This window comes from Brevibacterium sp. Mu109 (assembly GCF_900169375.1).
GTDB classification, from domain to species: domain Bacteria; phylum Actinomycetota; class Actinomycetes; order Actinomycetales; family Brevibacteriaceae; genus Brevibacterium; species Brevibacterium yomogidense_A.
Window position 1 is genome coordinate 15,546 of record NZ_FXZF01000015.1, and the last position, 20,325, is coordinate 35,870.

Genomic DNA, 20,325 nt, shown 5'->3' on the forward strand with positions numbered 1-20,325 from the left:
AGAAGAGGAGCGGACCGTGGCGCAGCGCATCTCCGGGACCCCCGGGACCCTGGGCGATCAGCCGGAACGCCCACCCGCCGCGGCGACGGCGGCGGACACCTCCGCGGACAACCCCTGGCCGGTCAGCCTGCTCGCCCACAAGATGAAGGCCTACATCGATCGCATGTCGACGGTGTGGGTCGAGGGCCAGATCATCGAACTGTCGAACCGGGCGAACGCCAGCTATCTCACCCTCCACGACACCACGGAGGACATCTCGCTCCCCGTGCAGATCTGGCGCAATGTCCGGGACCGTCTGGACGCGCAGCTCACGGAGGGCTCCCGCGTCGTCGTCCAGGCGAAGGCGAACTACTGGCTCGCGAAGGGCCGCCTCACGATGCAGGCGTACGACGTCCGCGCCGTGGGACTGGGCGAACTGCTCGCACGTCTCGAGCAGCTCAAGCAGATGCTGGGGGCTGAAGGGCTCTTCGACCCCGCGCACAAGAAGCCCCTGCCGTTCCTCCCCTCCCGCGTCGGCCTCATCACCGGCCATGATTCCGACGCGATGAAGGACGTCCTCCGCAACGCGACTCTGCGCTGGCCGGCCGTGGCGTTCGAGGTCCGCAACGCCGCGACGCAGGGGACGAACGCCGTCCCGCAGGTCATGGCGGCGCTGGAGGAGCTCGACGCGCACCCGGACGTCGATGTCATCGTCATCGCCCGCGGCGGCGGCAGCCTCGAGGACCTGCTGCCCTTCTCGAACGAGGCACTGGTCCGCGCAGTCCACGCAGCAAGCACTCCGGTCGTCTCCGCGATCGGCCATGAGGCGGACCGTCCGCTGCTGGACGACGTCGCAGACATGCGCGCCTCGACTCCCACGGATGCGGCGAAGCGGATCGTCCCGGACGTGGCAGAGGAGCAGATGGGCATCCTCCAGGCCCGCGCCTCGCTCAACGGCGCACTCGACCGGCTGCTGCAGAGTGAGGCCAGGGCCCTGGCCGACGTCCGCGGCCGTCCCGTGCTGGCCCAGCCGGAAACGATGATCACCGGACGGGAACAGGACGTGTCGACGCTGCGTGCCAGATCCTGGCAGGCGCAGGCGGGACTGGTGGGCCGCGCTGCGGCAGAGATCGAGCACCTCCGCACTCAGGTGCGCAGCCTCTCCCCCCTGAACACCCTGGCCCGCGGCTACGCCGTCGTCCAGACGGAGGACGGTGCCGCCGTGCGCAGCCACGAGCAGGTGGATGCGGGTGACCGCATCTCGATCAAGCTCGCCTCCGGGCGCCTGACAGCGCAGGTCGATGACTCCTCGCCGGACCCCCAGTCACGGGACCTCGGCGATGGTCCCCGGCAGAACACCGACGACAGCACTTCCAAGGAGTGACCATGGCAGATGAGCAGAACAGCACGACGACCGTTCCCGGCGGAGCGACGGACGGGATAGACGCGCTCAGCTACGAACAGGCTCGCGAAGAGCTCGTGACGACGGTGCGCACCCTCGAGGCCGGCAGCCTCACCCTGGAGGAATCGCTGCGCCTCTGGGAGCGGGGCGAGGCACTCGCCGATCGCTGCCAGAACTGGCTGGACGGGGCGAAGGACCGCTTGGAGAAGGCCCGTGCCGCCCGTGACGAGCAGGACGGAGCGGCGCAGGGCTGATCACCCATCGGCCGCTGGGCGGCCCTGGTGCTGATCAGTCGTCCTGATCAGTCGTCGGTCGCCACGGCTCCGATGGACTGCACGGAATCGGCCGCGTACTCCTCCAGCGGACCCCATTCGTCGGCGCCCACCAGCAGGAGCACCGTTCCTTCGGCCTCCCCCAGAAGCGCCTTGTCGGTGGAATCGGTCCCTTCGAACCGGGTGAACGAGGTGCCGCCCAGGTCGGACTCCCCCGTCTCCGCGAATTCCTCGAGGTACGACTCCGCCCACGCATCGGGGGTCTCCTCTGCATCCGTCTGACGCAGCGACGCCCACCCGTCGTCCCCGTCGACCCAGGACACGTACCAGGTCTCCACGGGAGGGGTCCCGCCCTCACCGAACGACGCGGCGTTCGCATGCCATCCCTCAGGCATCCCCGGCACCGCCAGGTCGAATCCTGCCTCCGGCTGCACGTTCTGGGCCACGGCGCCGTAGTCGACCTCGCGGGTGATGTCGCCCTCAGGACGCGGCGCGAGCGCAAGCGCGGCCAGCACCAGCACCAAGCACGCCAGCAGCGCGATCGCCATGTTCACCCAGTTGTAGTGCCGCCGGATCACACGCATCTCTTCGCGCGAGCCCGCCTTCGTGCGCGCCAGCGCCTTCTCGCCGGGGAACAGCTCCGGTTCCTCGTGCGGCCGCTCCGGTCCGGCGAGGCCGCCGTAGCGCGCGGTCGACGACGGGAGGGGCGGCGGGGTGGCATGCTGCTGGTCGTTCACACCTGCATTGTCCCCCGTCTCACCGCACGACGACCAATCGCCGTCCCGCCGCGACGATCCAGCGTCGGGTCCAGCCCGGGCAAGTGGCACAATGAGTGGCATGGCAGACAACTCCGCGCCCACGTCCCCCGGCGACGACGCCCCCGTCAAGGCTCACCACGCCGGAGGACGCGGCGATCCGGACGCGCCCCCGGTCACCGTGACGGATTCGTGGTCCGAGCGCCTGCGCATCCAGGAGGGCTCTCCCGATCGCAACCTCGCGCTCGAACTCGTGCGCGTCACGGAGGCGGCGGCCATCGCCGCCGGACCGTGGGTGGGCCGCGGCGACAAGCTCGCAGCAGACGGCGCAGCGGTCGCAGCCATGCGCAACGTGCTGTCGAGCGTGAGCATGGACGGCACCGTCGTCATCGGTGAGGGCGAGAAGGACGAAGCCCCGATGCTCTTCAACGGCGAACGCGTGGGCGACGGCTCCGGCGCCCAGGTCGACGTGGCAGTCGACCCCGTCGAGGGCACGACGCTCACCGCCCGTGGGATGCCCGGCGCGATCTCCGTCATGGCGGTCGCAGAGGCCGGCGCGATGCTCGACCCGTCAGCCGTCTTCTACATGGAGAAGCTCGTGGCCGGTGCGGAGATCGCCGATGTCGTCGACCTGCGGCTGCCGGTCGGCGAGAACATCCGCCGCGCCGCCAAGGCGAAGGGCACGGACACCAAGAACGTCACGGTCACGATCCTGGACCGCCCGCGCCACGAAGCGATGATCGACCAGGTCCGCGAAGCCGGCGCCCGCATCCGCCTCATCACCGACGGCGACGTCGCGGGTGCCATCGCGGCCGTGCGCCCCGGCACGGGCATCGACATGCTGCTGGGCATCGGCGGAACGCCGGAGGGCATCATCACCGCGTGCGCGATCAAGGCGCTCGGCGGCGTGATCCAGGGACGCCTGTGGCCGCAGTCCGACGAAGAGCGCCAGAACGCCGTCGAGCACGGACTCGACCTCGACACCGTGCTCTCGACGGATGATCTGGTCAGCGGCGACAACACCTACTTCGTCGCGACGGGCATCAGCGCCGGCGACCTGTTGGACGGCGTCCGGTACGAGGGCGACCGGGTCCACACCCACTCGCTCGTCATGCGATCGAAGTCGGGAACGGTCCGCAACGTCTACGCCGAGCACCGTCCGGACAAGACGCACTCCTACGAGGAAGCCGCGCGCGAAGCCGCACGGCGGGGCCTCGTCTGATGGCGGACACGACACAGCCGACGACGGGTTCCGAGGCCGCAGAGTCGACGGAGGCGCAGCCGGAGGCCTCCGCGGACAGGCGCATCGAGCGCACGAATCCCGCACGTCGCTTCATGACGCCCACGGACGCGCTCCGGGCCGTCCTCGACGGGAACGAACGGTTCGTCTCCGGCACGCCCCTGCACCCGAACCAGGGGGCAGACCGTCGCAACGCGCTCGCGAACACGCAGGAGCCGTTCGTCTCGCTCTTCGGCTGCTCCGACTCCCGCGTCGCAGCAGAGATGATCTTCGACGTGGGCCTCGGCGAGATGTTCGTCATCCGGACTGCGGGCCAGGTCACGGACGGCGTCGTGCTGGGCACCCTGGAGTACGCCGTCGACCTCCTCAGCACCCCGCTCCTGGTGGTGCTCGGTCACGACAGCTGCGGGGCGGTGACCGCCGCACACGATTCGTTCGACTCCGGAGAGACGCCGGGCGGGTACATCGACGATCTCGTCGCCCGCATCATGCCGTCCGTCGCCCACGCCCGCGCACAGGGCCGCGAGGGCATCCCCGGCGCCGTCACGCAGAACACGATCGACACCGTCCACCGCATCCCCCAGCGCTCTCCGCTCATCAAGCGGGCCCTGCGCGAAGGCCGTCTGGAGATCGTGGGCCTCACCTACCGGCTGGACGACGGTCGCGTGAACACCGTGTCGCACCTCGGACCGATCGTGGACGCCAACGGCATTCCGGTCGATCTCCTCACCCGAACCTGACCCGACCCTCCAGCGCACCGACGGCCCCCGGCCGCAGACGCGCTGCACGCACCCACCAGATACCGCACCCCGTGACTTCGAGGAGTGAAGGAAAGAATGACGCAGGAATACCGCATCGAGCACGACACGATGGGCGAAGTGAAGGTCCCCGCTGACGCCCTGTACAGCGCACAGACACAGCGTGCGGTGGAGAACTTCCCGATCTCCGGCAAGACGCTCGAGAGCGAGCACATCGCCGCACTCGCCCAGGTGAAGAAGGCCGCCGCCTCCGCGAACGAGGAACTGGACGTCCTCGACGCCCAGCGCGCCGCGGCGATCCGCACCGCGGCGGACAAGGTGATCGCCGGCGACTACGACGCCCACTTCCCGATCGATGTCTTCCAGACCGGTTCGGGCACCTCGTCCAACATGAACACCAACGAAGTCCTCTCGACGCTCGCGAACCGCGAGCTCGAGGGCACCGACGTCCAGGTGCATCCGAACGACCACGTCAACGCCTCGCAGTCGTCGAACGACGTGTTCCCGACCTCCGTCCACGTCGCCGTCGCGAACGCACTGGTGAAGGACCTGCAGCCGGCACTCGACGTGCTCGCGACCTCGCTGGAGAAGAAGGCGGAGGAGTTCCGCGACATCGTGAAGTCCGGTCGCACGCACCTCATGGATGCCACGCCGGTGACGCTCGGGCAGGAATTCGGCGGCTACGCCGCACAGGTCCGCTACGGCATCGAGCGCATCGACGCCTCGCTCCCCCGCGTCACGGAGGTCCCGCAGGGCGGCACAGCGGTCGGCACGGGCATCAACACCCCCGCAGGCTTCTCCGCCCGGGTCGTCGAGCTCCTCGCCGAGCAGACCGGCCTGCCCATCACGGAGGCGCGCAATCACTTCGAGGCACAGGCGAACCGCGACGGACTCGTCGAGGTCTCCGGCCAGCTGCGCACCATCGCGTACGGCTTCATGAAGATCAACAACGACCTGCGCTGGATGGGTTCGGGCCCCAACACGGGTCTGGGAGAACTCCAGATCCCCGACCTGCAGCCGGGCTCGTCGATCATGCCGGGCAAGGTCAACCCCGTCATCTGCGAGGCAGCCATCCAGGCCGCCGCCCAGGTCATCGGCAACGACACCACCGTGTCGCTCTCCTCGACCAACGGCGCCTTCGAACTCAACGTGGGAATCCCGGTCATGGCCGCGAACCTGCTCGAATCGGTTCGCCTGCTCGCCAACACCTCGCGGGTCATGGCGGAGAAGATGATCGACGGGCTCACCGCGAATGAGGAGCGCGCACGCTTCCTCGCGGAGGCCTCGCCCTCGATCGTCACGCCGCTCAACAAGGTGATCGGCTACGAATCGGCCGCGAAGATCGCCAAGTACGCCGTGGCGGAGAAGGTCACGGTCAAGGAAGCGACGATCGCGCTGGGCTTCGTCGAGGACGGCTCCCTCACGGAGGAGCAGCTCGACGCGGCCCTCGACGTCACGACGATGATCGGCGAGTACCGCTGAGCACGGCTCGCTGAGCATGTTCTGCTGAGGCGCACACGCCGCGCCTCGATCCAGAGCACATGACACCCCCGGAAGGATTCCTCCCGGGGGTGTCATGTGCTCTCAGCCGGATCCAGGCGATCGAGCCGTCGCTTCTGCACACGAATCGCCGCTTCCACGTGCCACAGTGACGTCTCGACGTGCGGAAACGACGTCACGACGCCTCAGCCGGCCTCACTCACACCAGCTCGGCCTCCTCCAGCACCTCGGTCACGAGCGCGGCGATCGCGGACCTCTCGGAGCGGACCAGCGTGTAGTGCGCGAACAGCGGATGCCCTGTCAGCCGGTCGATGACGGCGGTGATGCCGTCGTGCCGTCCCACCCGCAGATTGTCGCGCTGCGCGACGTCGTGGGTGAGGATGACGCGGGAGTTCTCCCCCAGCCGCGACAGCACCGTGAGCAGGACGGTCCGCTCCAGTGACTGCGCCTCGTCGACGATGACGAAGGAGTCATGCAGCGACCTGCCGCGGATGTGCGTGAGCGGAAGGACTTCGAGGAGCCCCCGGTGGACGACTTCGTCGATGACATTCTGGCTCACGAGCGCCCCCAGGGTGTCGAACACCGCCTCCGCCCAGGGGTTCATCTTGTCCCCCTCGGAGCCGGGCAGGTATCCCAGGTTCTGACCGCCCACCGCGTACAGCGGTCGGAAGACCTTGATGGACTGGTGGCTGTGGTCCTCGAGCACGGCCTGCAGCCCGGCCATGAGCGCCAGCGCGGACTTGCCGGTGCCTGCCCGCCCGCCCAGGCTCACGATGCCCACGGACTCGTCGGTGAGCGCGTCGATCGCGATGCGCTGCTCCGCCGATCGTCCATTGACGCCGAACACCCCCTGATCGCCGCGGACCATTCGGATCCGATCGTTCCCGACGACGCGCGCGAGCCCGGAGCCGCGGGGACTCGTCAGCACGAGGCCCGTGTTGATCGATTCGTGCGCCACGGCGTCGGTCTGCAGCCAGCCCTCGTCGAACAGGGTCGACATCTCCTCCTCGTCGAGGCCCAGCGATGACATGCCGGTGAAGCTCGAATCTCCGGCCTGCTCGTTGAGGTACTGCTGGGCGGCGAGACCCAGCGACGCCGCCTTCACACGCATCGGCACGTCCTTCGTCACGACGACGACGGTGGACCCCTCCGCCTGCAGATTGCGAGCCACCGCGAGGATCCGCGTGTCGTTCTCCGCGCGGTCGAACGTGCGCGGCAGCTGGGTCGTGTCGACGTGGTTGATCTCCACACGCAGGGATCCACCGTCCTGACCGACCTGGAACGGACGGTCGAGTCTGCCGTGCTCCTCCCGCATCTCATCGAGGATCGCGAGCGCGCGGCGCGCGGTGTAGCCGAGCTCCGGATGGTGTCTCTTGCCCTCCAGCTCAGAGACGACCACCAGTGGGATGACGACCTCGTGCTCCGCGAACCGCAGCATCGCGCGCGGGTCCGACAGGAGGACTGAGGTATCGAGGACGTAGGTGACGAGTGCGCTCACGGCCGAGCTCCCCTTCAAGCTTCGAAGTCCGAGGCTGCGTCCCTGTCCTTCCCCGACGGGGCCCAGCCCCGGAGCCGGCTTCCTGCCGACACCTCCACGCTAGCCCCGTCCGCGCCCCCGCGTTCGGACGCGGCGGGCGAGTCCCATGGCCATCGGGTGAACGACCGCTGAACCGCCGCCGAGGTCCCGGTCACCCGGTCGTCGCAGTCACCCGGTCCTCGCAGTCACCCGATCCTCGCGGTCACTCAGTCCTCCCGGTCACTCGATGCCCGCGGTTGCCCGATCCCCGCGGCCGCCCGGGTGCGCCGGCCGCGCACGCTACTTGCCGTAGCGGCGGTTGCGCTCCGCGTACGCACGCAGCGCGCGCAGGAAGTCCGTGCGCCGGAAGGCCGGCCAGTACGCCTCGCAGAAGTAGAACTCGGTGTATGCGCTCTGCCAGATGAGGAAGCCGGACAGCCGCTGCTCGCCGGAGGACCGGATGATCAGGTCCGGGTCCGGCTGGCCCTTGGTGTAGAGGTGCTCGGAGATCCCGTCCTCGGTGACGGACTCGATCGCGTCCTCGAGGGACCGCCCCTCGTCCAGACTCTCCCGCAGCAGTTCCCGGACCGCGGCGACGATCTCCTGCCGGCCGCCGTACCCCGCTGCGATGTTCACCCTGACGCGCGCGCGGGCGTGGTCGGTGGACGCCTCCACCGCGCCCTCGAGACGGTCGCGCAGAGCCGGAGGCAGCAGCGCCAGGTCACCGACGAGGTTCACCTCGATGCCGTCGCGCTGCGCGATGTCGTCGACCATGTCCGCGATGATCGTCCCGAGCGCCTCGACCTCTTCGTCCGACCGCTGGAGGTTCTCCTTCGACAGCACGTACAGGGTGACGACCTCGATGCTCAGCTCATCGCACCAGCCGATGAACTCGACGATCCGCTTCGCGCCGGCACGGTGCCCGTCCTCCGTCGTGGTGCCGAACTCCTTGGCCCACCGACGGTTCCCGTCGGTGATGACCCCCACATGGCGCGGCAGACGACCGGAGGGTTCGAGCCCCGCGGCGATGCGCCGGTTGTAGAGCCGGTACAGCCACGAGCGCGGCGACGTCGGCATAGATTCTCTCCTTGGGGGTGAGGTGCTTCCCAGCCATTCACCCTACTATCGGAGTATGGACCTTCTGGAGCACCCGAACGACGCCTCGTCCGCGTCCGCGGGCGACACCGCGCTCAGCGACAGCCCTGCGGCGAAGCCAGCCCGCGGGGCTCGCAAGCGCACCGCGCTGCGCCATGAGCTCACGAAGCTCGCGGGACAGATCCGTCCCAGCTGGCGCGGGTGGATCCACGCCGGGGCGTTCCCCGTGAGCCTGCTCGGCGGGCTGGCCCTCATCATCGTCTCCCCGACGATCGCGTCGCGGATCGCCGCCGCCATCTTCACCGTGACCGGCATGCTCCTGTTCGGCACATCCGCCGTCTACCACGCGGGACGCTGGAGGATGCGGATCCGCCTGATGCTGAGGCGCTTCGACCACGCGAACATCTTCCTCATCATCGCGGGCACCTACACACCGCTTGCCGTCCTCTGCCTCGAGGGGACCGCGCAGACCGCCCTCCTGGTCACCATGTGGTCGGCCGCGATCGTGGGAGTCCTCTTCCGCATCCTCTGGACGACGGCCCCCCGCTGGCTCTTCGTGCCCGTCTACGTGGGGATCGGACTCGCAGGCGTGGGCTATGTCCCCGGCATCTGGATGGAGAGCCTGCCCGTCGGGATCCTCGTCGTCACCGGCGGCGCCCTCTACATCATCGGTGCGGTCGTCTACGGCCTCAAGCGGCCCAATCCCGCGCCCACCGTGTTCGGCTTCCACGAGATCTTCCACACCTTCACGGTGCTGGGCTACGGCTGCCACCTCGCGGCGCTGCTCGTCGCCGCGTCACACGCCTACTGACGCGGTTCGTCGCCCGCCGCCGGCGTCCCCGCAGGAACATCGTCCACGGACGCCTGCGCATCGCTCCCATCCAGGGTCCCCGTGTTCTGGGGGCCCGTCCTGGGGCCGCGCTCGATCGGGATCGGATGGTAGCGGACCACGCCCGCCCGCGCCCGCATCCTGCGCTGGCGCTTGAGGAGGCTGCGGGCCAGCAGGACGACGGCGGTCGCGAGGAAGAACGTCGCGAGGAACCCGATCGTCCCGGGCGTCACCAGTTCGGCATCGGGGTAGCCGCCGTCAGCAGGCGGTTCAGTCGCGGCTGCGACGATGAGATCGATCATCGGTCCTCCTCCAGGACGGTGGGATCGACGGCATCGGGCAGGAGGTCATCCGGCACGACGTCTCCGTCATCGTCCGTCACCCCGGCGAAGAGGTCGGACTCGATGAAGTCCTGCGAGCGGTCCAGCGGGGGACGTCCGGTGCTGTCGTGGGCGAGCTCGAACTCCTCGGTGAGCCAGTGCTTCCGAGCCGCTGCACGGCCGCCGGAGAAGAATCCGCCGTTCGGGTCGATCTGGGTCGCATGGGCGATGAGGGCCTGATCCCGCACGGAGAAGAACTCCCCGCTGTGCACGCGCGCCGTCAGCCACGTGTGCCGCTCCTCGTCGCGCTTGGCGAACCACTCCAGCTGTTCCGCGAAGGGCGATTCCCCTCCCTCAGCCTCGATGAGTCGATGGATCTCGAGGAACTTCCGAGCGGACAGGTCCTGGTTGAAGTACACCTTCTGCACGCGCCACGGATCGCCCAGCTCCGGGTTCGACCCGCTCTGCGCCGCATGCTCCAGTGCCACCATCGACACGTCGTGCGTGCGGATGTGATCGGGGTGGGGATAGCCGCCCCGTTCGTCATAGGTCGTCACCACGTGCGGGCGGAACCTGCGGATGACGGACACGAGCGTCCGCGCGGACACCTCGATCGGCACGCGGTAGAAGCTGCCGCGGGGCGTGAGCTCGTCGGGATCACCGTCCGGCAGTCCCGAATCGACGTAGCCTGCCCACACGTGCTCGACGCCCAGCGTCCGTGCGGCCTTCGCCATCTCCTCGCGACGCAGGCCCGCGATGTCGCGGATCGCGGCGGGCGAACCCTCCAGCGCGGGGTTGAGGATGTCACCGGCCTCACCGCCGGTCATCGTCACCACCATCACGCGAGCCCCCAGCGCGGCGTACTTCGCACTGGTCGCGGCGCCCTTCGACGCCTCGTCGTCGGGGTGCGCGTGGATCGCCAGGAGCCTGAGGCCCTCGTAGGGGGTGGTGGTGTGGGAACGATCCCGCATGGACGGATGACCTCCGGTCGGCGCACGGTGGCGCATGATGCTCGACTGCCCGCGCGCGGGCCCGCGCGCAGAGACCCCTCCAGGGTAGTCGCCGCACTGGCCGCCCACCCAATCGGAGCGGTGTTCGTCGCCCCACACCGTGCCGCGGTCCCGTCTCGCACGTCCCGTTCCCAGGCGGGTCTGGAACAATGGAGGACGTGACAGCCACTGCCGATCTCAGCTCCCGCTACGGGGGACGCCCGTCCCATGTCAGTCCCCCGCCGTCGGGACGCCGTCGGATGTCCCGCCCTGCGATCATCGCCACCGTCGTCGGCCTGGCCGCCGCGAGCGGAGTGGCCGCATGGTATGGGCTGGCCCCCAACCCCACGCCGGACGGCACGAAGGACGTCGGCTACGAGATCGTCGACTCGACGCTCACCCGCGCCACCTTCTCGGTCCAGCCCGACGACTCGCGCGACATCGTCTGCGCGGTCCGTGCCGTCAACGCCCACGACGCCGTGGTGGGGTTCACGGAGATCAACATCCCGGCGGATCCCGCAGCCGATTCCTCGACGCCGCAGGTCGTGACCACGGACATCGCGACCACCCAGCTGGCCGCGTCCGGTCATCACGAATCGTGCTGGTACGCCGACGATCCGCAGATCTGAGCACCCCGATGCGGCTCGGCGCACGCTGCGACGATGCAGGTGACCTTGTGACCGGCGACATGACACGGTAGAATCGCGTTTTCAGGAACGATCCCGGATGGCGTCCCGCCTACCGGGATCATTCACTGCCGTACGCGGACCATCGGGTCCGCAGACCGAGGCCCGCAGCCCCTGCGGGCCTCTCGCACACGAGGAGGACCAATGACGGAAGAGGTCATCGGCGAAGAGACCTGGCTGAGCCAGGAGGCCTTCGACCGCCTCTCCAAGGAGCTCGAGACCCTGCAGGGCCCCGGACGCGCGGAGATCGCGGAGAAGATCGACTCCGCCCGCGAAGAGGGCGACCTCAAGGAGAACGGCGGCTATCACGCAGCGCGTGAGGAGCAGGGCAAGATCGAGGCCCGCATCCGCCAGCTGGAGCACCTCCTGCGGCATGCGACGGTCGGCGAGGCGAGCTCGGACCTGAGCGTCGCCTCTCCCGGCACCGTCATCACCGCGACCGTCGCCGGCCGTGAGATGCGCTTCCTGCTGGGCTCGCGTGAGATCGCAGGCGCGAACACGGACATCGACGTCTTCTCCGAGGCGTCACCGCTGGGAGCGGCCGTCAACGGCACGAAGGTCGGCGATTCGACGTCCTACGAGGCGCCGAACGGCAAGTCGATCTCTGTGACGGTCGACAAGGTCGACGCCTACAGCTGAGCAGGTCCGCTCGCTTGAGCACGTGAGCCGCTCTCGCGGCTCGGAGCATGCAGGAGGCCCGCACGGAAACACTCCGTGCGGGCCTCCTGCATGCTCAGCGCGGACTCGTCATCGCGCGCAGGTGACATGCTCCACTCGTGTCAGCGGCGCCCATACCCGTGGTCGGACTCGCCATCTGCAACGTCCTCGGGAACGTCCCCCTGATCCGCGTCATGCCGCGCACTGCTGTGATCGGCCGATCGCGGTTCGTCCGCCGCCGCACGTCCGCCGGCCGTTCCGCGCCCGCTCGCCGGGCCATGCTCCCCGGCGGCGTGGGCCTCGGCTGTCGCACCGTCGTCGGCGCCGGACCTCGCAGAGCGAGCCTGCGTGGACTCGTCCGCGAACGTGGCACGGGCTGAGCCAGGCGTCGTGTGCGCCTCCTGCTCGGGGACGGACGCGCCTGCGCCGGCCGGGACTGCCGTCCGGCCTCGGCGGTCCGCAGCCTCCGGATCGTGTCGAGGCGGCTGATCGTCGTCCGGTATGTCCTTCTCCTTCTGCTCGGCGAACATGTCGTCGCCGGCGAGGAAGCGCACGATGGTGTTCGCGACGGCGATGACCGGCACCGCGAACAGCGCACCCATGATGCCGAACAGGAATGCACCGGCCGCCACGGCCAGGACGACCGCGAGCGGATGCACGCTCACCGCCTTGCCCATGATGAACGGCTGGAGGACGTTGCCCTCGATCTGCTGCACCACCAGGACCACGCCCAGCATGATGAGAGCGGACACGAACCCCTGCGACACCAGCGCGACGACGACGGCGATGATGCCGGTGGCGACCGCGCCGACGATCGGGACGAACGACGCCAGGAACACGAGCACCGTCAGCGGGATCGCCAGCGGGATGCCCAGCAGCAGTGCACCGAGGCCGATGCCGATCGCATCGACGCCGGCGACGATGATCTGCACGCGCACGTACTGGACGAGCGTCTGCCAGCCCCGCAGTGCCGCGCCCTCCGTCTTCGCACGTGCGGGCTTGGGCATGAGTCGGACAGCCCACGTGAACATCCGGCGTCCGTCGTAGAGGAAGAAGAACGCGGTGAAGAGCGTGAGGAGGAGGCCCGTGGCGAAGGTGCCCACCGACGACACCGCACCCGCCGCGCCGCCGACCAGGTTCGAGGCGTTCTGCTCGAGGTAGGCGATGCCCTGCGCGAGGCCCTCATCGATGTAGCCGGAGATCACCGACGAGTCGATGCCGAAGGGGTTCGAGTTCAGCCAATCGCTGATCGTCACGAAGCCCGCGATGACCTGTCCCGACAGCTCTCCGAAGCCCGCGACGATCTGCTGTCCCACCAATGCGATGGTGCCCACGACGAGCACGAGGAAGCCGACGAAGACGACTCCGGCGGACAGGGCCCGCGGCCACCGGTGCCGCACCAGGAAGGCATGGATCGGGGTGAGCAGTGCAGCCAGGAGCAGGGCGATGAGTGCGGGCATCAGCACCAGCGAGACCGTCGACATCAGCCAGAACAGTGCGCCCAGAGCGATGGCGATGACGAGCGACCGCCAGCTCCAGGCCGCCGCCAGCCGGAACGGCGGAGAGACGTACGGTTCGTACGCGCCCCGGCCCCGTTCGTCGGCAGTGGGTTCTGCGAACGTCATGGGTCCGGTGGGCGGTGCGCCCAGGAGCACTCCGCCGGGATTCTGCGCGGCACCTTCACGGAGGTTCCTGAAGCCCTCCCATGCACCGCGGATCCGCTTCGTGAGATCAGGTCGCCTGTCGTTCGCCATAGCGCCATGCTATATGCCGGAATCACCGCGATCGGGATGTCATCCGGCATGGTTCCGCCGGACCGATAGGCTGACCCAGCGGAGGCCGCACGACGTGTGTCCACCGCCCACCCGGGTGATCAGATCGAGGAGCGTGCCCATGCGGCGTAAGACGGCCGTCGGCCTGCTGTGCACCGTCGCGGCGCCCACCGTCCTGGCCGGTGCCGCATCGGGCCTCCTCCGGCTCCAGGCGGGTCGGCTGCGCCGCGCGTTCACCGCGGCGGCGGACGCATCGGACGCCCCGGGGACCCGCATGGTCTCCGAACCGCCCGCGTTCATCACCGCCTCGGCAGACGGCTCGCTCAGCGGGGCCTCCTCCACCGGTGCCTCCCCCACCGGGGCTTCCTCTGCTGACGACGCCTCCCCCACCGACCCATCCCGTGCCGGCGAGGCCCCCGCCGCGGCCCTCGCCGTGCTCGGGGACTCCTGGGTCGCGGGATCCGCTCCCGGCGACCCGGCCCGGCTGCTCAGCCGCGGTCTCGCCTCGCTCCTCGGCACCCGCGTGCACCTGTCCGCGTTCGCAGAGCCGTCCGCGCGGGCCGAGGCCCTCATCACCCAGGTCGACCGCACCCTCGCGGATCCGCACCTGCGCACCAGCGGCGGACCGCGGATCGCCGTCGTCTCGATGGGCACGGCGGACATCGTCTTCCCGGTCACCGGCTCGATCACGCTGGGGGTCCTGTCCTCGGCACTCACTCGCCTGAACCGGGACGGCTTCGCGGTCGTCGTCCTCTGCTGCCCCAACCTCAGCAGCCTGCCGGGACTCAGGGACCCTCTGCGGACCGTGCTGCGGCGCTCGTCGCGCGTCCTCGCCGGTTCGCAATGGCTCGCCGCGCTCGCCGCCGGTGCCCTCCCGCTGTCGGTCACCAGCATCCTGTCCGGCACCTCGCACGGGGGCCTCGTCGATCCGTCCGGTCAGCGACCCAGCCCACTGGGCCGCCGACAGCTGGCCGCCGCGATCCTGCACGAGATCGCACAGCGCTACGCACTGCCGCAGTACAGCCGCGCGGGGGACGACGCATGACCCGCCTGCTGCTCGCCTCCGGGTCCCCCTCCCGCCTGCGCACACTGCGGGAGGCGGGAGTCGAACCGCTCGTCGCCGTGCCGGATGTCGACGAGGACGCGCTCGAGGCCGCACACCCGCACGCGGACGTGCGCACACTGGTCACCCTCCTCGCACAGGCGAAGGCGGAGGCCGTCGTCGACCGACTCACCGCGGACTCCTCCGCCGTCCCCGGACTCGACGACGTGGACGGCGACCTGGTCCTCGTCGCCTGCGACTCCGTGCTGGAGCTGGACGGGGTCGCCGTGGGCAAGCCGCACACCGCAGAGAGGACCCGTGCCCTCTGGCAGGACATGGCGGGGGCGTCCCCGATCCTCTGGAGCGCGCACTGGGTGGGGGTCCTCACCCGGACCACACCGGAGGACCCCCACGCCCGAGGCCCCTGGAAGGTGCGGGCACACCGCGCTGCTGCCGGGGAGACGACCGTCCACCTCGCCTCCCCGACCTCCGCGGAGCTCGAGGCGTACATCGCGACCACGGAGCCGTTCGAGGTCGCGGGCGCCCTCACGATCGACGGGCTGGGAGGCGCCTTCGTCACCGGCATCGAGGGAGATCACCACAACGTGATCGGACTGAGCCTCCCTCTCCTCCGCACTCTGCTCGCAGAGATGGGCATCCTCTGGACCGACATCTGGAACCGCCTTCCCCAGTGATCGCCCCCAGCGATCGCCCCCAGTGATCGACGTCGCCGCGACCGGGGTACCCGTGGCCGGGGCCCGTGCTCGTGGCCCGGTGATCGGCCGCGCCGTGCGACACGCCCGGAGCTGCATCCTCGCGGACGAGAATCGAGCCGCACCCTTTTGTCAGATGCCCACAATCACGCGATGGACTTCCCTATATTCAGCGGTGCTGTTCCCGTTCGTGCAGCCCGCACGCGCACCCGCCGGTGAGGAGACCCGATGACCGCAGCACCCGCAGCGTCGCAGACCGATCTGATCGCCGCCGATCCCCGGCCCGTCCGACGGGTCCTCATCGCGAACCGCGGCGAGATCGCCCTGCGCATCGTCCGCGCATGCCGTGACCTGGGCATCGCCAGCGTCGCCGCGTACACGGCCGCGGACGCCGACGCTCTGTTCGTCTCGCTCGCGGATGATGCGTACAGGCTCGACGGCAGCGGTGCGGCAGAGACCTACCTGAGCATCCCGACGATGATCGACCTCGCGAAGCGAGCCGGAGCGGACGCCGTCCACCCCGGCTACGGATACCTCGCGGAGAGCGGCGAGTTCGCCACCGCCGTCACCGAGGCCGGACTCACCTGGGTGGGCCCTACGGCCTCGGCGATCGACGCGCTCGGGGACAAGGCAGGGGCGCGCGCCGTCGCCCAGGCCGTCGGCGCACCGGTCCCGCAGGGCTCCCCCGGACCCGTCGAATCGATCCGCGGGGCGCTGGACGTCGCAGAGGAGATCGGGTACCCCGTCGCGATCAAGGCCGTGCACGGCGGTGGCGGGCGCGGATTCCGCACGGCCGCCGATGCGCAGGCGCTCCCCGCCGCGTTCGAAGCAGCGTCCCGTGAGGCCAAGGCCGCTTTCGGCCGCGGCGAGTGCCTCATCGAGCAGCAGATCATCCGCCCTCGTCACGTCGAGACCCAGTGCCTCGCGGACGCGCACGGTCGGGTCCTCGTGGTCTCCACCCGCGACTGCACGCTTCAGCGCCGCAACCAGAAGGTGCTCGAGGAGGCCCCAGTCCCCGGCCTCACGGACGAGCAGGAGCGCCTGCTCGCAGACGCATCGGTGAACATCCTGCGCCACGTCGGATACGTGGGCGCGGCGACCTGCGAGTTCCTCGTCGGCGCGGACGGCCGCATCACGTTCATGGAGGCGAACGCGCGCATCCAGGTCGAGCACACCATCACGGAGGAGGTCGCCGGCATCGATCTCGTCGCGTGGCAGCTGCGCATCGCAGCGGGCGCGGCACTGCCGGACTCCTTCCCCGCGCCGCGCGGCCACGCCTTCCAGTTCCGCATCAACGCGGAGGATCCCGCTCACGGGTTCGTCCCCGTCTGCGGCACGATCATCCGCTACCGCGAACCGTCCGGCCCCGGAGTCCGCATGGACTCCGGCGTCGCTGCAGGCACGGTCGTCGGCTCGGACTTCGACCCGATGCTCGCGAAGCTCATCGTGTGGGGACCCGACCGGGAGACGGCGCTCGCACGCAGTCGGCGGGCCATCGACGAGTTCGCACTCGAGGGCCTCGCCACCCTGCTGCCGCTGCACCGCAGCCTCACGGACGCACCGGAGTTCCGGGGGCAGGATCTGCAGGTCTCCACGCGCTGGCTGGAGGAGGACTTCATGCCGGCGTGGTCCGCCGAACGACTGCCCCAGCCGACGGAGGATGCGGAGGCGCCCGCAGAGCAGGTCGACGTGGTCGTCGAGGTCGACGGGCACCGGCTGGTCGTCAGCGTGCCCGCGTCGCTGGCCGCCCCGAGCGCGCGCCCCTCGTCACGCAGCCGCCGCGTCACCAGGCGCACCTCGAAGTCCGCCGTCGCGTCGGGCACCCTGACCGCGCCGATGCAGGGGACGATCGTCGCCGTGGACGTCTCCCCCGGCGACCAGGTGTCCGCGGGCGACCGCCTCGCCGTCATCGAGGCGATGAAGATGGAGCAGCCGCTCACCGCGGCGCACGACGCAGTCGTCCGCTCCGTCGTGGTCGGACCGGGGGCCGGCGTCCGCTCCGGCGACGTCCTCGTCGAGTTCGAGGCCTGAGTCGAGTTCGAGGCCTGACCCACAGCATGGCGAAGGGCCTGTGACGCTGTCCGCGTCACAGGCCCTTCGCCATGCTCATGTCGGATACCCACCGCCCCTGTCCGATACCCGCCGCCCCGGTCCGGGCTGGGGGCGTCAGGCCTGGTGGTGGTGCAGCTTACGCGCCGCCTCCGTGAGCGATCCCGTCAGTGACGGGTAGACCACGAACGACTGCGCCAACTGGTCGACGGTGAGCCGGTTCTCCACCGCCATCGTGATCGGGAGGATCAGGTCGCTGGCCCGCGGCCCCACCACCACACCGCCCATGACGGAACCGGAACCGCGGCGGCAGAAGATCTTGACGAAGCCCTCCGTGATCCCCAGCATCTTCGCCCGCGCGTTCGTGTGCAGGGGCTGGGTCACCGTCTCGACCTCGAAGGCGTTCTCCCGGAAGTCCGACTGGGTGAACCCCACCGTCGCGATCTCCGGTGACGTGAAGACGTTCGATGCGACGTTCCGCAGGCGCAGCGGGACCACGGCGTCGCCCAGGGCGTGGAACATCGCGATGCGACCCTGCATGGCGGCGACCGACGCCAGCGGCAGGACCGCGGTGCAGTCGCCGGACGCGTAGACGCCGGGCACCGACGTGCGCGAGACTCCGTCGACGACGACGTGGCCCGATTCCTGGACCGCCACTCCGGCCTCCTCGAGGCCGACCCCCTCCGTGTTGGGGATCGATCCGACCGCCATGAGGCAGTGGGAGGCGCGCACGATCCGACCGTCGGCCAGTGTGACCACGACACCCTCGCCGTCGCGCTCCACGGACTCCGCACGCGAACGCGACAGGACATTCATCCCCCGGGAGCGGAAGACCTCCTCGAGCACCTCGGCAGCGTCCTCATCCTCGCCCGGCAGGACGCGGTCGCGGGAGGACACGAGAGTGACCTCGCTGCCCAGAGCGCGGTAGGCCGATGCGAATTCCGCACCGGTGACGCCGGAGCCCACCACCACGAGGTGCGGCGGGAGCTCGTCGAGCGCGTAGAGCTGCGTCCAGGAGAGGATCCGCTCTCCGTCGGGAACCGCGGTCGGCAGTTCGCGGGGGTGCGCGCCGACGGAGATGAGCACGGTGTCCGCGGTGAGGTCGTACTCCGTGCCGCCGGCCTCCGCCACGTGGACGGTGCCGCGGTCCACGAGCGATGCCGTCCCCTTGATGACCTTGACGCCGGCGCGGACCAGGCCGGAGTGGATGTCGCTCGCCTGCGCGTCCGCGAGGCCGAGGATCCTCTCGTTCATCGCGGCGAGATCGGGCACGACGGGCGTCTCCGACTCTCCTCCGCGCACCCGAAGGCCGAAGGTGCCGGCATCGTGGATCGTCCCCATCACCTCCGCGGTGGCGATGAGGGACTTCGACGGCACGACGTCCGTGAGCACCGCGGAGCCGCCGCAGCGGTCCCGCTCGATGAGCATCACGTCAGCACCCAGCTGGGCACCGATCAGCGCGGCCTCATACCCTCCGGGGCCGCCGCCGATGATGACGACACGATTCTGCGAGCGATCCAGTACGTTCTTCACACTCCTCATTCTGTCAGAGGAGTGACGAGGTCACAGGATGCGGGACTTCTGCGTGTGGACCTGCGCGAGCTCGCGGTAGGACTGCCAGTTGCGATCGATGTGCGCACGGCCCTCCTCGTCGAGCTCGCGGCGCACCTTGCCGGGGACCCCGGCGACCAGGGACCCGGCGGGGATCGACGCGCCCTCGAGCACGAGCGCCTTCGCAGCGACCAGAGTGTACGAGCCCACGACTGCTCCGTTGAGCAGGGTGGTGGACATCCCGATGAGGCAGTCGTCCTCGATCGTGCAGCCGTGGATCATCGCAGCGTGACCGATCGACACGCGACTGCCGACGGACACGTCGAAGCCGGGATCGCAGTGCATGACCGTGTTGTCCTGCACGTTGGTGTCCTCACCGATGACGATCGAGGCCCGTTCGGCGCGCAGCACCGAGCCGTAGAAGATCGAGGACCGCGCCCCGACCGTCACATCGCCGATGAGGGTGACGCCGGGTGCGATGAAGGCAGTCTCATGGACCTGCGGCGCCTTTCCATCGACCTCGATGAGTCGGACGTCGGACAGGTTCCCGGGGCTTCGCTGCTCACTCATGCCCACCATGCAAGCAGAGGACGCGGACCACGGCAACGACTGACCGCCTGCCGGACATGCCCTAGCACACGATTTGCACTTCCGCACGCGTCTCGCGCATGATTGTCTGTCAGAGACTTCACACAGCTGAGGTCTTGTGGGTGTGCTCGGTTGCGTGGGACCCTTGATTATCACCGTTTCCGCGCCCGTCAGAGCGCCAGCGGCGGATCACGCCGCGACGACCGTGCCGACTGCGTACCGCTGCCGGTCTGCCACGACGGGACTGTCACCCCACCTGAGAGGAACCCATGGACTGGCGCCATCGTGCTGCGTGTCTGAACGAGGATCCTGAGCTGTTCTTCCCCATCGGGAACACCGGACCTGCGCTTCTTCAGATCGAGGAGGCCAAGCGGGTCTGCCGCCGCTGCGAGGTCGTCGAGACCTGCCTGCAGTGGGCTCTGGAATCCGGACAGGACGCCGGTGTCTGGGGCGGGATGAGCGAAGACGAGCGCCGCGCACTCAAGCGCCGCGCCGCACGCGCCCGCCGCGCGGGCTGATCGCCCGCACACGCTGAACACCACGGCTCGCACACTGCGAGCACAGCGACTCGCACACAGTGAGTACGGAGACTCGCACACCGTGAGTACAGAG

The 20,325-nt window shown here is 69.6% G+C and carries 20 protein-coding genes; 12 read left to right on the plus strand and 8 right to left on the minus strand.

Features of this window, described 5'->3' with window-relative positions:
- Window positions 1–16 precede the first annotated feature (16 nt).
- Both xseA and BSP109_RS10285 read left to right on the plus strand, forming a co-directional pair.
- Window positions 17–1,363, plus strand: coding sequence for an exodeoxyribonuclease VII large subunit (gene xseA, locus BSP109_RS10280; protein WP_101600445.1), 1,347 nt, complete (start codon window positions 17–19; stop codon window positions 1,361–1,363).
- Window positions 1,364–1,365: 2 nt separating this feature from the next.
- Entirely contained in the window at window positions 1,366–1,635 is a 270-nt protein-coding gene (locus BSP109_RS10285; protein ID WP_087004804.1) for an exodeoxyribonuclease VII small subunit, read from the plus strand.
- 47 nt (window positions 1,636–1,682) lie between these two features.
- Here the strand turns inward: BSP109_RS10285 and BSP109_RS10290 are convergent, their stop codons facing one another.
- Window positions 1,683–2,390 (minus strand): DUF4245 domain-containing protein, encoded by a 708-nt coding sequence (locus BSP109_RS10290; protein WP_180959696.1) that lies wholly within the window; start codon window positions 2,388–2,390, stop codon window positions 1,683–1,685.
- Between the two features lie 100 nt (window positions 2,391–2,490).
- Here BSP109_RS10290 and glpX point away from each other — a divergent pair, with 100 nt between their 5' ends.
- The 3 genes from glpX to BSP109_RS10305 all read left to right on the plus strand — a co-directional run bounded on the left by glpX (window position 2,491) and on the right by BSP109_RS10305 (window position 5,888).
- Window positions 2,491–3,630 (plus strand): class II fructose-bisphosphatase, encoded by a 1,140-nt coding sequence (gene glpX / locus BSP109_RS10295; RefSeq protein WP_087004810.1) that lies wholly within the window; start codon window positions 2,491–2,493, stop codon window positions 3,628–3,630.
- A complete protein-coding gene (locus tag BSP109_RS10300) occupies window positions 3,627–4,388 on the plus strand; it encodes a carbonic anhydrase (RefSeq protein ID WP_374700156.1) in 762 nt (253 codons plus the stop codon). The genes glpX and BSP109_RS10300 overlap by 4 nt, the downstream gene beginning before the upstream one ends.
- A gap of 96 nt (window positions 4,389–4,484) precedes the next feature.
- The gene (locus BSP109_RS10305; RefSeq protein WP_101589291.1) at window positions 4,485–5,888 is read left to right on the plus strand and encodes a class II fumarate hydratase; all 1,404 of its coding nucleotides are present in this window, start codon (window positions 4,485–4,487) and stop codon (window positions 5,886–5,888) included.
- Between the two features lie 217 nt (window positions 5,889–6,105).
- Here the strand turns inward: BSP109_RS10305 and BSP109_RS10310 are convergent, their stop codons facing one another.
- On the minus strand, window positions 6,106–7,404 hold the full coding sequence (locus BSP109_RS10310; protein WP_087004816.1) for a PhoH family protein: 1,299 nt from the start codon (window positions 7,402–7,404) through the stop codon (window positions 6,106–6,108).
- A gap of 318 nt (window positions 7,405–7,722) precedes the next feature.
- Window positions 7,723–8,499 (minus strand): isoprenyl transferase, encoded by a 777-nt coding sequence (locus BSP109_RS10315; RefSeq protein WP_087004819.1) that lies wholly within the window; start codon window positions 8,497–8,499, stop codon window positions 7,723–7,725.
- 55 nt (window positions 8,500–8,554) lie between these two features.
- On the opposite strand from BSP109_RS10315, the gene BSP109_RS10320 reads away from it, so the two are divergent.
- Complete coding sequence (locus tag BSP109_RS10320) at window positions 8,555–9,328, plus strand: hemolysin III family protein (RefSeq protein ID WP_087004821.1); 774 nt, start codon at window positions 8,555–8,557, stop codon at window positions 9,326–9,328.
- Here BSP109_RS10320 and BSP109_RS10325 read toward each other — a convergent pair.
- On the minus strand, window positions 9,322–9,648 hold the full coding sequence (locus BSP109_RS10325) for a hypothetical protein (protein WP_087004824.1): 327 nt from the start codon (window positions 9,646–9,648) through the stop codon (window positions 9,322–9,324). The two genes, BSP109_RS10320 and BSP109_RS10325, sit on opposite strands and share 7 nt — an antisense overlap.
- A complete protein-coding gene (mca, locus tag BSP109_RS10330; RefSeq protein WP_087004827.1) occupies window positions 9,645–10,637 on the minus strand; it encodes a mycothiol conjugate amidase Mca in 993 nt (330 codons plus the stop codon). Before mca ends, BSP109_RS10325 begins: the two co-directional genes overlap by 4 nt.
- A 197-nt stretch (window positions 10,638–10,834) precedes the next feature.
- Here mca and BSP109_RS10335 point away from each other — a divergent pair, with 197 nt between their 5' ends.
- Window positions 10,835–11,284: a DUF4307 domain-containing protein gene (locus BSP109_RS10335; RefSeq protein WP_180959697.1), complete on the plus strand. Its 450-nt coding sequence runs from the start codon at window positions 10,835–10,837 to the stop codon at window positions 11,282–11,284.
- A 201-nt stretch (window positions 11,285–11,485) separates the two neighbouring features.
- Window positions 11,486–11,980 carry a transcription elongation factor GreA gene (greA, locus tag BSP109_RS10340; protein WP_087004833.1) on the plus strand — a complete coding sequence of 165 codons (495 nt, stop codon included), beginning with the start codon at window positions 11,486–11,488 and terminating at the stop codon, window positions 11,978–11,980.
- Window positions 11,981–12,120: 140 nt separating this feature from the next.
- Here greA and BSP109_RS10345 read toward each other — a convergent pair whose 3' ends face one another.
- Window positions 12,121–13,752, minus strand: a complete 1,632-nt coding sequence (locus BSP109_RS10345; RefSeq protein ID WP_101600450.1) for an AI-2E family transporter — start codon at window positions 13,750–13,752, stop codon at window positions 12,121–12,123.
- A gap of 139 nt (window positions 13,753–13,891) precedes the next feature.
- On the opposite strand from BSP109_RS10345, the gene BSP109_RS10350 reads away from it, so the two are divergent.
- The 3 genes from BSP109_RS10350 to BSP109_RS10360 all read left to right on the plus strand — a co-directional run bounded on the left by BSP109_RS10350 (window position 13,892) and on the right by BSP109_RS10360 (window position 17,556).
- Window positions 13,892–14,815 (plus strand): G-D-S-L family lipolytic protein, encoded by a 924-nt coding sequence (locus tag BSP109_RS10350; protein WP_101600452.1) that lies wholly within the window; start codon window positions 13,892–13,894, stop codon window positions 14,813–14,815.
- Window positions 14,812–15,507, plus strand: a complete 696-nt coding sequence (locus BSP109_RS10355) for a nucleoside triphosphate pyrophosphatase (RefSeq protein ID WP_101600453.1) — start codon at window positions 14,812–14,814, stop codon at window positions 15,505–15,507. Before BSP109_RS10350 ends, BSP109_RS10355 begins: the two co-directional genes overlap by 4 nt.
- Window positions 15,508–15,753: 246 nt before the next feature.
- Window positions 15,754–17,556: a biotin carboxylase N-terminal domain-containing protein gene (locus BSP109_RS10360; RefSeq protein WP_101600455.1), complete on the plus strand. Its 1,803-nt coding sequence runs from the start codon at window positions 15,754–15,756 to the stop codon at window positions 17,554–17,556.
- Between the two features lie 135 nt (window positions 17,557–17,691).
- Here the strand turns inward: BSP109_RS10360 and BSP109_RS10365 are convergent, their stop codons facing one another.
- Together BSP109_RS10365 and BSP109_RS10370 are read right to left on the minus strand one after the other, a co-directional pair.
- Window positions 17,692–19,107: an NAD(P)H-quinone dehydrogenase gene (locus BSP109_RS10365; protein ID WP_256970200.1), complete on the minus strand. Its 1,416-nt coding sequence runs from the start codon at window positions 19,105–19,107 to the stop codon at window positions 17,692–17,694.
- A gap of 30 nt (window positions 19,108–19,137) precedes the next feature.
- A complete protein-coding gene (locus tag BSP109_RS10370) occupies window positions 19,138–19,695 on the minus strand; it encodes a gamma carbonic anhydrase family protein (RefSeq protein WP_087004852.1) in 558 nt (185 codons plus the stop codon).
- 287 nt (window positions 19,696–19,982) lie between these two features.
- Between BSP109_RS10370 and BSP109_RS10375 the strand changes: the two genes are divergently transcribed.
- A complete protein-coding gene (locus BSP109_RS10375; RefSeq protein WP_087004855.1) occupies window positions 19,983–20,231 on the plus strand; it encodes a WhiB family transcriptional regulator in 249 nt (82 codons plus the stop codon).
- Window positions 20,232–20,325 lie beyond the last annotated feature (94 nt).

Bases quoted from the DNA above. Each gene is read 5' to 3' on its own strand.
- BSP109_RS10285 (WP_087004804.1), top strand. From the start codon at position 1,366: ATGGCAGATGAGCAGAACAGCACGACGACCGTTCCCGGCGGAGCGACG.
- glpX (WP_087004810.1), top strand. From the start codon at position 2,491: ATGGCAGACAACTCCGCGCCCACGTCCCCCGGCGACGACGCCCCCGTC.
- BSP109_RS10305 (WP_101589291.1), top strand. From the start codon at position 4,485: ATGACGCAGGAATACCGCATCGAGCACGACACGATGGGCGAAGTGAAG.
- BSP109_RS10315 (WP_087004819.1), bottom strand. From the start codon at position 8,499: ATGCCGACGTCGCCGCGCTCGTGGCTGTACCGGCTCTACAACCGGCGC.
- BSP109_RS10320 (WP_087004821.1), top strand. From the start codon at position 8,555: ATGGACCTTCTGGAGCACCCGAACGACGCCTCGTCCGCGTCCGCGGGC.
- BSP109_RS10325 (WP_087004824.1), bottom strand. From the start codon at position 9,648: ATGATCGATCTCATCGTCGCAGCCGCGACTGAACCGCCTGCTGACGGC.
- mca (WP_087004827.1), bottom strand. From the start codon at position 10,637: ATGCGGGATCGTTCCCACACCACCACCCCCTACGAGGGCCTCAGGCTC.
- greA (WP_087004833.1), top strand. From the start codon at position 11,486: ATGACGGAAGAGGTCATCGGCGAAGAGACCTGGCTGAGCCAGGAGGCC.
- BSP109_RS10345 (WP_101600450.1), bottom strand. From the start codon at position 13,752: ATGGCGAACGACAGGCGACCTGATCTCACGAAGCGGATCCGCGGTGCA.
- BSP109_RS10350 (WP_101600452.1), top strand. From the start codon at position 13,892: ATGCGGCGTAAGACGGCCGTCGGCCTGCTGTGCACCGTCGCGGCGCCC.
- BSP109_RS10355 (WP_101600453.1), top strand. From the start codon at position 14,812: ATGACCCGCCTGCTGCTCGCCTCCGGGTCCCCCTCCCGCCTGCGCACA.
- BSP109_RS10360 (WP_101600455.1), top strand. From the start codon at position 15,754: ATGACCGCAGCACCCGCAGCGTCGCAGACCGATCTGATCGCCGCCGAT.
- BSP109_RS10370 (WP_087004852.1), bottom strand. From the start codon at position 19,695: ATGAGTGAGCAGCGAAGCCCCGGGAACCTGTCCGACGTCCGACTCATC.
- BSP109_RS10375 (WP_087004855.1), top strand. From the start codon at position 19,983: ATGGACTGGCGCCATCGTGCTGCGTGTCTGAACGAGGATCCTGAGCTG.